Below are 13,366 nucleotides of genomic sequence, written 5' to 3' on the forward strand. Positions count from 1 at the left end.
GTTATCTATTCAGTCGTCACGCATTCCTGTTCTGCCTGATTCGCGAGGATCATAAGTCTGCAATTTGCTTCTTGATTCTGCAGCCGGGGTCGGTCCTCCCTTTCCACTGCCCCTGCTCTTTAAAAGCCGAGACAGGTTAAGTGACTTTATTGTGAGAATTGAAAACCCAAACATTGAAAGCCCTAAGACCCAAACGCCTACATATAAAGACCACGCCCCAAGGAACAACCCAACCAACGAAAATGCTAGCTCAAGGTAGGACACTTTCCAGAGTTTCAGTTCTCTGTTGTAGTCAACATCCTTAGTAAATTTTTTATCTCCGGTCTTCGGCGTCTTGAAGTACGGCGTTTTCCTTCTGAATATGCCCTGTATAAATGCGATTGCTCCAAGAATGATCATGCAGGCGCTTGCATAGGTCAGAATAGGAATCATGGCGAGATTTTTTACTGTGACTATATTCTGAACTTTAAGGGCATAAAATGCGGAAAGGTAGAATACCACTGTTGGCACCGTTACTATTACCACGTAGATTGGGTTGCTGAATACCGAGGTACTGGGAGCTTGCCAGCCAAAAACAAGAGAGAATCCTGAGAGAAAGCTGGTGATTATCCAGCTGAGATTCGTAAATGGCGACAGGTATGTAAGGAACAATACGAACTTGTCTCTTATGGATATGTCCTTTGAATGAATTGTTTTACCGAAGTACACAGAAGCTATTTTGGTCCAACCCTTTTGAATTTGATATGCCCTCTTTTTCCAGATTTCCAGGGTTTCTGGGTCTTCGCTCATAATCCTTGCATTGCTGAGGTATATACCCCTTGTGCCTGCTGTATAGAGCTTCCATGAAATTTTTGCGTCATCAATTTCAATGTGTTCTGACCACAGACCAACTTTCCGTATATCCGAGCACTTGTACATTATATAACCGCCCTGACCAGAGAATGGGAAATTGGGCAAATAGGAGCCCATTTTCGAAATTGTGTCTCCCTGATCCTGCGATACGGCAAAGAGTGCAGTGATCATGTTGAAGTACCTGTTATAGTGCCCAACGCGGAATGAGACAAAAGAGGCATCAGGATGGTTCTGGAATGCATGTACTCCCTTAACAATCGTGTCTTCAAGTATCCTTGAGTCTGAATCAAGCTGCAATACATAAACGCCTGTCACCAGATTCATGGCGAGTGTCATGGAACCTGACTTGAAGTTATCCCTGTCCGGTCGCCTGAAAACAACCGCGTCAATTCCTGCCCTCTTTGCACGTTCTGCCGCGGCGTCGACTATACCAACTGTCTCATCGGTTGAATCATCGGCAAAAACTATCTGCAACTTATCCTTTGGATATTTTGTTGCAATGACGGAATCTACGCTCTTATCGATGACGTATTTTTCGTTATAACTGGCTATGAGCACCGAAACTTTTGGGTATTCAGTAAGAAGTGGGGTTTCTTTCTCAAGGTTATGAGGGTATCTCAATGAATAAACAAAAAGAACGAGCTGGTAATATGAAACCATAAGAACCGGAATGGTGAAGAGAATCGAAACTATAGCAACTAATTCCCATGTCTGCATGTTGTTTTTAAACCATCATGCGATCAGCGTTGAATATATAATTTTACCTCGCGAGTAGTAGCTAGGAGGCAGGATTGGGTATTGGATTTTTTTATAACTTTCAAGTTTATGAAAACATGTGGTGGAACCAAGATATGTCAATGAACCATAATCCTGTATGGAATCCCAAGTCTTCGTGCCATTTCCCCCTCAAGGTCATCCCTGTCTCCAACAACAAAGGAATCATCTAAATTGATGTTGAAATCCAGTGCAGCCTGATCAATCATCGCAGTTTTTGGTTTCCTGCAATTGCATTCTGCTTCTGGCGTATGCGGGCAATAATAGAGGCCATTAACATGTATACCTTGTTTCCGGAGTTCATTCAGCAATGATCCGGTGAATTCTTGAAACTGCGAAACCGTGAAGTATCGCCTATCGATGCCTGATTGGTTTGTAACAATTATGATGAGATATCCGCGATCCTGAAAATCCTTCATTAATTCAACGGCATCGTTATAAATGTGCAGATCCGTAATCTTGTGGCAGTAAGGGCAGTCCCTGTTTATGGTACCGTCCCGATCAATGAACAGCGCCCTGTTTTTGGTGATCATTCAGGAATTCTTTTTTCCATTGCACGCCGCTAGTTAAATGCTTTGCAGCAGTGACGACAGTTCAAGGGTCTCGTCCACAATCACTCCCTCATTCCGCACCTGTATATTCCGGTGGGGTCAGTATCTTCAGCGACTTGGGCTCAAGATCGACCTTCAGAGGCGAAAACCCGATGAATTCCCCGTCAATTTCCAGCGGTACGTTTTCCGTGAACATCTCGAAAGACATGGCACCGAAGTTCTTTACCTCTTTTTCATCTGTGTAGGAACCGTTTTTCAATTTTCCAAGCTTCATCAGGAATTTCAACCTGCTCATTCCCTCGATGATGTGAATTTCCATCCGGCCGTCATCGACCAGCGAACCGGGGGATGCAAGAAGTCCTCGGCCAAAATAGCGACCGTTGGCAAGTATCACTTCAATCACCTTCCCTGAATATTTCTCCATACCTATGACCATGTCCACTTCGTAGGATTTCAGGCTCATTGTTTCCATCAAGATCTGCCTGGTGAAGGAAGTGTTTCGAGAAGGTTTTCTCTTTTCCCCGAATCGCTTCATCACCGAAGCACCAAAACCTATTTCCATTACATTTATGAAATGCTTCTGACCGGAATTATGATCCACGCGCACAGTATCTATGGTTCTTACCCTGTTTTCCCTCAGGGAATCCTTCAGTGTGCTGTGATGTATCCTGCCTGTTGTCCTGGTGAAATCCGACCCATTGCCAAGCGCTAGGGGGATCATAACGGTTTCAGTGCCTATGAGACCCTGAGAAACCTCGTTAAGTGTGCCGTCACCCCCAGCGGCAATGACATAATCAAAATCTAGGGCAGAGAATTTACGGGCGATTTCAGAGGCTTCTCTCGGCTTTCTCGTTATAACGATCTCGTTCAGGCTATCCACGCTGCTCCTGATTTTATCGAGATTCTTCAGAGCAATGCCGCCGCCGGCTACTGGATTGACTATTAAACCGATCTTCATTTCACTTTCCCATTGACCTTAGGACTGTCTTGGCTTCTTCCATGATCTTCGGGAGCGCCGATGGATTATAGATCTGAGCCGCCTCTCTTCTGAGCGCTATATCCTCTGGATATAATGGGCACTCGTAAAGTGCCTCATGCCTTATTCTGCTGCCATCCCTTGGGCGACTGTACCCAAGAAGCGGGAGACCTTTGGTCTTTATGCTGATTTTAAGCTCTGATGCAACGATCCTTGCAACCTTCCGTGCAATTGCCCTGTAACTGGTTAGTTTCCCCCCGTAAATATCGATGATCCCCGCACTGCTGTCAATGTGAAAGTCCCTCGATATTTTACCTGGATCATCACCAGATCCAAAAAGAGGCCTTATGCCTGAAAACGTTCCGATCACTTTGTCTCTGGAAATGGATGGGAAAAGTCGTCTGACGCTGTTTACAAGATAGTCAATGTCCTCATCGGGTACAGAAAAGTCATCAGGTGAGTCTACGAATTTGTCTGTTGTCCCGATAATCACAACCTTTTCTCTCGGTATGATGAAAAGCTGCCTTTTGTCCAGATGGGACCTGAAGGCAATGGCATAATCCATGTTCAGGTTCTTCCGGTCCACGATGACGTGAATCCCCTTGCTCAGGCTGAAATTCTTTGGGCCGTTCCTGTCATAGAGATCCCGAATCCTTTTTGCCCAGGGACCGCCACAGTTCACGACAACGTCTGCAATTATTTTCCCGCTCTTCACGCCATACCTGTCGCTGTACTCCAGCGAATAACCGCCGTCAACCTTTGTAATACCCGTAATCTCCGTATAATTGAGACACGTCGCTCCACGATCGTGGGCGTATGTAATGTTGTACATCACGAGTTCGGTATCCTCTGTCAGCCCATCGTAATATGGAAAATAACCCCTTACACCAGGAATCCCAAGGTTGTCCTTTACCATTTTCTGCACTTTCAGGTGCCCGGCAAGTACATTATAAAGGAATATGCCCAGAGTCAGTTCCCCCTTTCCCCAAGAATATTCATCTATTAATACCCTGAAATCCAGTTTTTGCACAATATCCGTGGTTTTCAGGAGGTATTCCCTCTCCTTGAGCAATTCCCTTGTAAGGCCAAGTTTTCCCTGCTGTAGGTACCTGAGCCCTCCGTGGATGAGCTTGGATGATCCTGCACTTGTTCCTGAGGCAAAGTCAGCCTTGTCGAACAGGGCAGTGCTTATCCCGTTTTCAGCCAGTATATTGGCCAGGCCAGCACCGGTGATCCCACCGCCGATTATGGCTACCTGGAAATGTTTCCCGTTGAGTTCCGAAAGTTCCTTGTTTCTTGTCCTTGCCGAAAATTCCTTAATATATATCGCCTCCTGCGAATAAGGGGTCAATGAACTTGGACTGCATGTTCAGCTTTTCCCTGTTCTCAAATTTTCTCATCAGCGTTCCCGGGCTGTGGTGGTGCGTTACTGGTGAACCGTGGCTGATGAAATTTTCAAGCATTGCATCTCTTAAAGCAGAAATATCCTCAAGTACATTATCTGATCTAATGGCAAACGTGAAATATACGCACGCCCCCTGTTTGTACAGGTGTGAAATGTGAGACATTATGAACCCTCTTATTTCCCTCTCTTTCCTCATTTTCTCAAAAATTTCAACCGTTGATCTATGCAGTTCCAGCATATTGGTCCATAGGGCAGAGGTCTCAAGCGTGTCCGGAACTATACCCCTCTTCCAAAGCTCATTCCCGAGATACGGTCGCTCGTACCGGTCTCGTTCCCACGTAACCGCAGGAAATCTCCCAAGCGAGATGGAATTCTCCGGTCTCGTTATCCTGTTCTGGTCGTTGTCAATCATTATCATCAGGCATGGTTCCCTGAAACCTTTCCCGGATATTCTCCTCCTCACGTACCTCAACCCGAACGATTCCGCGGTGTTCTTAAATGAGAATTCAGTCTCAGCTGCGTCTGACATTCTTACCAGAGCGGGAATTTTATCAAGGTTCCGCATGTAATGGATGCCAGATGCAAAATCCCTGACTATGAAAGACCTGTAATACCTCGTTACAGGTAGCCTGTCTACCTTGATTGCAGCCTCAGAAATAAGCCCAAACCTTCCCTCTGATCCCAATGCTATGTCCCTAGCCATAAGGCCCGACGACTCTCTTGGACTCAATACATCCTCCAAGTGCCCATCTGACCTTACCAGTGATGCCCCAACAACGCGGTTCTCGATGGAACCGTAATAATTGGATTCCTGGCCTGCAGCCTTGGTGGCGATCCATCCTCCAACCGTTGATGATAGTATTGACTCCGGAAAATGTCCCGTGGTGTAACCCGATTCATTTAGCTTTCTTTCGAGTTCCAGGCCTTTCCAGCCTGATCCAACCGTAGCAATATTCTCCAGTAGCCTGAATTCCTTGAGCCTGCCCACGGAAATAGCTATGGTTTTTCCGGAACGCCTGAATAGGATCGATCCGTTTACAGAAGTGCCACCACCGTAAATTATGGATCGAATGTTTTTACTTTTGAGGAACGCCATAAGTTTTGGCAGATCTTCCTTATCAGGTTCCACTACCGCGTCAACAATCTCCGGATATTTACCTTCCCTGAGCATTTCCACTTCAATCGATGACAGTCCGAAGGAATGTTTCAGCCGGGCAGCGTGGTCCATGGAGACCTTTTCCCTTCCAACTACCGCGGAAAGATCGTTTTCTAATTGAGCATCATCTGGCAGGTCCGGTACTTCCGCCTTTCCGTCCCAGATCATTGCATTCCATTTTATTCCGAAAATAGACTCTATCTCTTCAACGGCGGATTTCTGAACGCCATAAGTGTCGCGGTCTCCATAAAGCACCCTGATGGCGGACATGGTTAGATAAGCGCGTGTGTGTACAAATTCCTTCGCTTCTCATTGTAACTCAAGCGATAGCCCCGGTTTCAGGGCGACATGCTACAGCAATTCTTGGCATGAACCTCGAAAATCCGAAAATTAAGGCAAGCGCCAATGATTACGGATATCACTGCATTTATTGCCCGATATTTCATCTCATATTACGCTTTTGCGGAGTATAATAGCAGTTCTGCCAAGATGGAATCAAATGCAATATCTGCTTAAACCAGTAGACCGGGTTCTTAGGACATTAAATCCAATAGTGAACTTTTGTAAAAGATCCATGCTAAAACTTATATAAATACTGCAGGTTTACATCTATGGCAGAATTTCCAAGTGATGAATGGGTTAAAAAATATATGGAGAAATTGAACGCCAGCAAAACTTATGAAGACGCAGGAAAGACATGGGAGGGGGACATCCTCTTTGTGGTGCAGAAAGACGAGACTCATCCAAAGGACGAATATGTCTACCTTGATCTCTTTCATGGAAAATGCAGGTCTGCAAGATATATTGGCCCTGGCGCAGACCTTCCAAAAACGGAGTTCAAATACATCGGGAAATACACGAACTGGGTAAAACTCCTAAAAAAGGAGATCGATCCTATTCAGGGAATCCTTACAGGAAAGTTCAAGCTAGACGGCCCAATGATGAAAATAATGCGCTACACAAAGGCAGCTAAGGAAATGGTAAACACCGCTTCTATGGTGGACAGTCAGATCCGCTGAGAAAGCAGACCCAAGAGACTCATTACGATATGTTTAAAGTACCTGGAAAGCGTTAACGTACAGGCAACTTGGTGAGTCATGATGGCTTTTGGAGAGCGTGGTGAATGATATGGGAGAACTGGAAAAAATAGAGGAGAAGCTGAAGAAAGAGATTGAAAAGAATGACCTCCCCCGAAGCGAGGTGAAGGTAGATTCAACATCTGTGCTGGACATTCTGTGGCATAATGCCCTCGCGAATGGGGAGAAACCGGTTGAATATAGTTCAACGGAGCACAAGTACATAGTGTCCTTCGGTTATGCTGAGATGCAGATGCCAGACGGGAAGGTTGGCGTTCTTACCGATGTTCCGGATATGGATGAGAGGAAAGACGTGATTGACATGACCTTCAGTGTAATCGGTATCAAGGATACAAAAGAAACTGAACTTGAGTTTTTCAAGAACAATATTACCGTCACTCCAGAGAGGGAGTACAAACACATTCTTGATTTTGAATGGGCGGTTATAAAAAAAGGAAATATGTGATTTCGATAACTATTTCTTGATCAGTTCCAGTATCCGCCTGTATTCGTCCTCTGAGATTTCTCCTCTCGCTAGCCTTTCCCTTGCTATGTCCTCTGGAGTTGAGGCAGATGATCCACTCTGATGATGATCATAGGGATCCCTGAACCAGCCGAAGAAATAATAAAGGAACACAAGCACAAATATGACGGAAACCACACCAACAATGGGCATAATAATGCCCATGCCGTAGAAACCATACCCCATCATCCAGTATGGGCCGTAGGTACCGGTATTACTGCTTGGGTAGCTGTGATCAAACAAAATGGATGCGATTATAGACACAGCTGCCATGACTGCCACTAGACCAACTACTATCCAAACAAAATTCCTAAACTTTGCTTCCATGATTAATGATATGGCTGAAATGGTTCTTAAGGGAATCGTGAAACATGTTTCATGAAAAGATTACCGCCTGACAATACTTGCACGAACTTCGAAGTTCGATATTATTTTATCGGACTCTCCCAATCAAAATTATCTCGTTTGTCACGCCTTTTCTGTTCTTGACTACCAGTTCTTTCTCCTCCAGGGATGTGATCGCCCTGGAGATCGTAGCCTTGGACACCCTGAATGAACTTGTAATTTCGTTCTGGAGCATCCTATCTCCGTGCTCGTGGAGCAATTCTATGATCTGTAACTCAATCTCTGATAAGAATTCTGCATCCATCTCCGCCTGCTTGGATACAGAACTCTGATAATCAGTACGCAGCGGTCTCTCCACTGAAATAGGCCTCACGGTTGATAGTATGCCGGTAATCAGCGGATGCATCCTTACGAACCCTCTTATGGCGGTGGCTATGATTCCGGCGTTTATGACAATGACAACTGCGAAGATTATGAGCACCTGCTCTGTAATCTCTGTTCCAACATATGACATCACGAGTAAGGACGTCACTGCCACGATAATTATCACAACCGCCAAAAAGAGAGACATAATCCAGAACAGCAGCGTTTTAAATGCAGTCCCGTTTTGAATTTCTGGGATTTTTTGTGTTGCCATGATGCCACCATTAAACTAAAGGATCATTCAATAAAAGCGAAACCCTTCGCCGATAAACTCCCGGATCGTCCTACCCTTATTGTCACATCTTGCCTTCCCTTGTCAATAGAGCCATATATATCCTGCCCCATAACAAGAGTCACTCTACCTGAAGCAAGAATTTTCCAATCCCCAGCGGGAACTGACAGAACTGATCTGATGCGAACAGCCTTCTGGATCTGGCACCATTGGTCATTGCATGGCCCCTTCTCAATTTGCGATTCTAGAAGTATAATATTTCCGTCAATCTTGGAAATGCCGCCACGGTTAACACTAATGTGGCCTTTACCAACAGGAATTGCGATCATCTTAGAGGTTTCTTTCATGCTTCTCACCATGGCAACTCATCCATACATTCAGGACAGAGATATGATTTCACTGGCCTAGATAAGAGGTGCCTGTACATCATGCCTTGCGATAAGCCCTTAAGTATACATTATGCATAATACCTAGACCCGGATCCATTAGACAATGGAAGTTTCCAATGTGGACAGGTTCATTTTGATTCACTGGACATGATTTGCCTCCTTTTTTTAAGGTCACGTTCGCAGTTTGGGCAACAGGCATAAAACGTCCTTCCAGCGATTTCTACCATTATGGGATCGCTTTTTATTTCCTTTCCGCAGTAATCGCAATGAATATCTTCAAGGCGGGTTATATTATCGTTTGTTATACGTGATTTCGCGATTTCAATTCTCTTAATCCTTGCGTTCTTGACCTGCATCAGGTCCTCGTAGTAAAGCACGGCAATGTATGTATCGTCCATGAGCCTGAACTGCTCCACAATAAGATTCTCTGGGATCTCTTTCACGTCGTCAACGTATACGAGAGCCATATCTTGCTCGTCTTCCTCGAGGGTAACGGTAAACTTCCTGATTCTGCCGTTCTGTACAAGACCATCAAGAGCTTTTTTTGCAGTGATCCTGCTCACGCCAAGTTCCTCTGCTATGTCCACAATATTTTTTCTGGAGTTCTTTTTGAGGATTGTAATGAGTCTCTGCTCAATTTCGGAAGAGTTTTTTCTCATTATGTTAAAGAATGCAATATACGGTTTAACTTTTTGTAAAGACATACTTTATCATTTCCAGAATAATAAAGTGCCATGGCAAAAGACGTAATTTGTGGAATGAAGGTTAGCGAGAACACGGATCTAAAGAGCAATTTCCAGGGCAAAACCTACTACTTTTGCAGCAGCCACTGCAAAGCAGAATTTGACAAGAATCCCCTAAAATACACCAGATAAGAAGTGGACCCTGATGCCAACAGATCCAGTCTGCGGGATGTTTGTGCCAGAAGACACAGACCTCAAATCGGTCATTGACGGGCAGACCTATTATTTCTGCTCCAAGACATGCCAGCAGAAGTACAGCTCACCTGAAAAAGAGAAGAACAGGCTGAAACACCGCCTGATTGTGGGCTGGTCTCTTTCAATTCCCATCATACTGATCAATTACCTGCTCCCTGCCAGTCTTTTACCCCTGGCAACAGGCAAGGACGTCCTGCTCTTTGCGCTTACGTTGCCCGTTCAGTTCTATTCAGGCTATGGATTTTATGAAGGCGCCTACCATGCAATTAGGAGCAAAACCGGCAACATGGATCTGCTCATTTCCATGGGTACCATTACAGCCTTCGTATTCTCAACCTTTGTAACGTTTGCTCCGTCCTCAATTCCCGGATCGGATGTGTACTTTGATGCATCGGCATTCATAATCACGCTGATCTTGACTGGTAATTTTATCGAGAATGCCACTAAGGCGAGAGCCAACTGCGCGGCCGGAAAACTCCTCTCCCTCATACCCGATTCCGCACATTACATTTCAGATAAAGGCGAAGTAATCGAGGTGAAGACTGATCAGATCAGGCAGGGAGACAAACTCGTTGTGAGACCGGGGGAAATTTTTCCCACAGATGGTATTGTCCTGGAAGGGGAGAGCGAGATTGATGAATCCATGCTGACCGGAGAGCAGGCACCTGTCCTCAGGACTGCTGGTAATGAAGTGTCTTCTGGCACGTCTAATCTCAACGGGCTTCTGAAAATACAGGTTACCAGAACAGGCAAGAACAGCACTGTCAGCCAGATATATGAACTTATACAGCGGGCAATTTCTGGAAGGGCAAAAGTGCAGCGCATTGCCGATGTTTTTTCGTCAGTCTTTGTGCCAGTCGTGATTGTTGCAGCCCTCTCATCCGGACTTTTCTGGTACTTCTATCTTTCCAGCGTTGGATATTCTCTCCCTCTCGAAATTGCAATCCTTGCGTTTGTTTCAGTGGTTGTAATCGCGTGCCCTTGCGCCATAGGTCTAGCGGGACCCATAACTCTCCTTATTTCATCCAACAAAGCCTGGGAGAATGGGATTATTATCAAGAACACTGGTGCGCTGGACCGTCTTTCCCGGGTAAACAGGGCAGTATTTGACAAGACTGGAACACTGACCGATGCCGATCCAGTGATCGCTGGAATTGACCCTTCTGGACCATACTCGGAAGAGGACCTAATCATGATGGCCGCCTCCCTCGAATATTCTTCAAATCACCCAATTGCTAAGTCCATAGTTACCCTGGCAGAAAACAGGAACGTGGAGATCCGAATGGCTGAAGGGATCGTGGAAACGCCAGGATCTGGAATTTCGGGCATTCTTGATGGCAGAAAGATGAGCGTTACAAGGGCTAATAGACCAGGTGGGTCCGTTGTTGCAGTTGAAGTGGAAGGCAAAACTGCAGGTTATATACATCTTTCCTACAGGGTAAGGAACGGAGCCAGAGAAACATTGGCAGAACTAAAGAAATTTGGAGTAAAGACCGCAATGGTGACGGGGGATTCCAAAGGAGAAGCGAAGAGAATTGCCGATGATCTTGGCATTGAAGAAATATACGCTGAAGTTCTTCCCGCGGAGAAAGCGGAGATCATCAAACGTTATCAGATGAGCGGAGATTTCGTAATGTTTACGGGAGACGGCATCAATGACACTGTGGCTCTTGAGACAGCTGATGTGGGGATCGCCATGGGGTCGGGAACTGATATTGCCAGGGAAAATGGAGACATAATACTGCTTAAAAATGATCTCCGGCAGATAATCCTGACAAAAATCATAGGTCAGAAAACAATAGTAAAGATAAAGCAGAATATTGGCTGGGCAGTCGGCTACAATTCGGCGCTGATACCCATTGCCGGCGGAATCCTTGTTCCTTTTTTTGGTCTGGGATTATACACGTTCCTGCCAATGATCTCCGCTCTAGCCATGGGAATGAGCTCAACATCAGTTGTCCTGAATTCCTTGCTCCTGCGCGGCAAAATCTCAAGGGAGTGGAGTAAGAACATGGATGAAATCACTGGAATCGAAGAGAATATTGCACGCTCCACGTTGCAAAATGGTACATGAACTTGCGGGTTTGCCACATTTTACATAGTAAGCCTGCATGTCGACATAATTGGAAACAATCTGCGAAGTTTGCAATGGAACTGGAGTTGTCATGGATTCTGAGGGCCATCGCGATATATGCCAAAATTGCATGGGACTTGGAACAACCACTCAGAATCAGGCAGAGGGGTCCGAGATTGACAGTAAGACAGCACAAAGAAACAGGAAACCGCTGATCCGTGCATTATGGATACTGGCGGTAGTTATGGCTGTTTACTACTCCGCATTCATATTCGGAGACATGATATTCCATTTTTCCTTATCCATATTCATCCTAATACTGATTGCAGGCCACTCCATTTCCGTTGGTGGATTTATCTTATATCTTATCCTGGTTTCAATTCCAAAAGAACTAAAAGAATAATATATGCCAGACATCGGCACCGCAAACAAGATAAGATAGAAAATATACCCCTCTGAAAAAAATTAAAAAGTCGAACAATATTACGAGACCAGTGTTAAATTGATCCAAACATCCAGGACGTTAAGAAAATGAATATTAGGAGAGTGGTATTAGATGTCGGGAAAGCTCTGTCCAGACCGACGTTTGTGGAACTTATACATTCCATCGAGATTGTGCCGGGCGTGGAAGCTGTCAATGCCAATGTCACTGAGATGGACATGGAGACAATGGGCATCAGCATTACAGTCGAAGGGAACAATATAGATTATGAAGAACTTGTAGATTCAATCGAGAAGACGGGATCAGTGGTTCATTCTGTGGACCAGATTGCCGCTGGGAAAAGGCTCATAGAGAATATTCGGGGCAACACTTGAGGGACGATATTCTGTTCCCAGTTACTCTTGGGCTTACAGATGGCATCATAACTGTATTGATGCTGGCTTCGGCAGATTTTCTGGGACCCAGCAATATGACAGTGACCCTTGCCGTGAGGATAGCTTTTGGGTCTGCATTTGTCGGTACGCTCAGTTTCTTCATAGCAGAATATTCCAGATTGAGGTCTGAACTTACCAAGGTTTCGCAGCACCTGACGATGCGGCCATCAAACAGGCTTATCAAGACCGATCTTGGGACAAGAATATTGATAGAATCCCTCGGCGGAACCCTTCTGTCAGGATCTTTCGGGTTCATAGGTGCACTTATACCGCTTCTCTTCGACGTAATTCTCCCTGCGGAAGGTTATCTTGCCATCATTTCCGCCTACCTGGTGCTTGCAATAATGGGCATGGGCATAGCTAGTGTCTCCTCTGGAAACAGATTGAGGTGGATAATGTCCCTTATAATTTTGGGAGCAACGGTGACAGTAGTAGGGAAGTTCATAGCAATTGTTAAGTGACGCTATGCGGAAGGATTGGTAAATACATTAATACCACGATATAATGATTATACAGGGTTAAGATGGAAAAGACAGCGTCCATTATCACCATCGGCAATGAGATACTCAAGGGAAGGACCGTGAATACGAACTTTGCCCTCATAGGCCGGATTCTTACATTTTCAGGGTACAGGGTCAGGAGAGGGTATATTTGCGAAGACTCACCTGAAGAAATCTCGGAAGTTTTTCGGGATGCAGTCAGCAAAAGTGACCTGGTTGTATCTTCTGGAGGTTTGGGGCCGACATTTGACGACATGACAGTTGACTCCGTAGCTA

17 protein-coding genes are annotated in these 13,366 nt (G+C 45.3%); 8 read left to right on the plus strand and 9 right to left on the minus strand.

Annotated elements, in window-relative coordinates; translation table 11 throughout:
• Positions 1-9: 9 nt before the first annotated feature.
• The 5 genes from QW597_07190 to QW597_07210 form a co-directional block, all read right to left on the minus strand.
• Entirely contained in the window at positions 10-1,569 is a 1,560-nt protein-coding gene (locus QW597_07190; protein ID MEM0156363.1) for a glycosyltransferase, read from the minus strand.
• A gap of 137 nt (positions 1,570-1,706) precedes the next feature.
• Positions 1,707-2,159, minus strand: a complete 453-nt coding sequence (locus tag QW597_07195; GenBank protein ID MEM0156364.1) for an HAD family hydrolase — start codon at positions 2,157-2,159, stop codon at positions 1,707-1,709.
• An 88-nt stretch (positions 2,160-2,247) separates the two neighbouring features.
• Positions 2,248-3,135, minus strand: a complete 888-nt coding sequence (locus QW597_07200) for a diacylglycerol kinase family protein (GenBank protein ID MEM0156365.1) — start codon at positions 3,133-3,135, stop codon at positions 2,248-2,250.
• 1 nt (position 3,136) lies between these two features.
• Complete coding sequence (locus QW597_07205) at positions 3,137-4,504, minus strand: glycerol-3-phosphate dehydrogenase/oxidase (protein MEM0156366.1); 1,368 nt, start codon at positions 4,502-4,504, stop codon at positions 3,137-3,139.
• Positions 4,470-5,984 (minus strand): FAD-binding oxidoreductase, encoded by a 1,515-nt coding sequence (locus tag QW597_07210; GenBank protein MEM0156367.1) that lies wholly within the window; start codon positions 5,982-5,984, stop codon positions 4,470-4,472. The genes QW597_07205 and QW597_07210 overlap by 35 nt, the downstream gene beginning before the upstream one ends.
• Positions 5,985-6,325: 341 nt before the next feature.
• On the opposite strand from QW597_07210, the gene QW597_07215 reads away from it, so the two are divergent.
• Positions 6,326-6,733, plus strand: coding sequence for an SCP2 sterol-binding domain-containing protein (locus tag QW597_07215; protein MEM0156368.1), 408 nt, complete (start codon positions 6,326-6,328; stop codon positions 6,731-6,733).
• Positions 6,734-6,842: 109 nt separating this feature from the next.
• On the plus strand, positions 6,843-7,256 hold the full coding sequence (locus QW597_07220) for a hypothetical protein (GenBank protein MEM0156369.1): 414 nt from the start codon (positions 6,843-6,845) through the stop codon (positions 7,254-7,256).
• 9 nt (positions 7,257-7,265) lie between these two features.
• On the opposite strand, the gene QW597_07225 is transcribed toward QW597_07220, so the two are convergent.
• The 4 genes from QW597_07225 to QW597_07240 form a co-directional block, all read right to left on the minus strand.
• Positions 7,266-7,640, minus strand: a complete 375-nt coding sequence (locus QW597_07225; GenBank protein MEM0156370.1) for an SHOCT domain-containing protein — start codon at positions 7,638-7,640, stop codon at positions 7,266-7,268.
• Positions 7,641-7,746: 106 nt separating this feature from the next.
• On the minus strand, positions 7,747-8,295 hold the full coding sequence (locus tag QW597_07230; GenBank protein ID MEM0156371.1) for a MarR family transcriptional regulator: 549 nt from the start codon (positions 8,293-8,295) through the stop codon (positions 7,747-7,749).
• 23 nt (positions 8,296-8,318) lie between these two features.
• The gene (locus tag QW597_07235; GenBank protein ID MEM0156372.1) at positions 8,319-8,660 is read right to left on the minus strand and encodes a hypothetical protein; all 342 of its coding nucleotides are present in this window, start codon (positions 8,658-8,660) and stop codon (positions 8,319-8,321) included.
• Positions 8,661-8,830: 170 nt separating this feature from the next.
• On the minus strand, positions 8,831-9,361 hold the full coding sequence (locus tag QW597_07240; GenBank protein MEM0156373.1) for a TRASH domain-containing protein: 531 nt from the start codon (positions 9,359-9,361) through the stop codon (positions 8,831-8,833).
• Positions 9,362-9,436: 75 nt separating this feature from the next.
• Between QW597_07240 and QW597_07245 the strand changes: the two genes are divergently transcribed.
• The 6 genes from QW597_07245 to QW597_07270 form a co-directional block, all read left to right on the plus strand.
• Positions 9,437-9,577, plus strand: a complete 141-nt coding sequence (locus tag QW597_07245) for a YHS domain-containing protein (GenBank protein MEM0156374.1) — start codon at positions 9,437-9,439, stop codon at positions 9,575-9,577.
• Between the two features lie 13 nt (positions 9,578-9,590).
• Positions 9,591-11,714, plus strand: coding sequence for a heavy metal translocating P-type ATPase (locus QW597_07250; protein MEM0156375.1), 2,124 nt, complete (start codon positions 9,591-9,593; stop codon positions 11,712-11,714).
• Between the two features lie 91 nt (positions 11,715-11,805).
• A complete protein-coding gene (locus QW597_07255) occupies positions 11,806-12,117 on the plus strand; it encodes a hypothetical protein (protein ID MEM0156376.1) in 312 nt (103 codons plus the stop codon).
• Positions 12,118-12,245: 128 nt separating this feature from the next.
• Complete coding sequence (locus QW597_07260) at positions 12,246-12,530, plus strand: DUF211 domain-containing protein (protein MEM0156377.1); 285 nt, start codon at positions 12,246-12,248, stop codon at positions 12,528-12,530.
• On the plus strand, positions 12,527-13,051 hold the full coding sequence (locus QW597_07265) for a hypothetical protein (GenBank protein MEM0156378.1): 525 nt from the start codon (positions 12,527-12,529) through the stop codon (positions 13,049-13,051). Before QW597_07260 ends, QW597_07265 begins: the two co-directional genes overlap by 4 nt.
• 62 nt (positions 13,052-13,113) lie before the next feature.
• On the plus strand, positions 13,114-13,366 hold a 253-nt coding region (locus QW597_07270), incomplete at its 3' end, for a molybdopterin-binding protein (GenBank protein ID MEM0156379.1).

Source organism: Thermoplasmataceae archaeon (assembly GCA_038729425.1).
Taxonomy (GTDB): Archaea; Thermoplasmatota; Thermoplasmata; order Thermoplasmatales; family Thermoplasmataceae; genus B-DKE.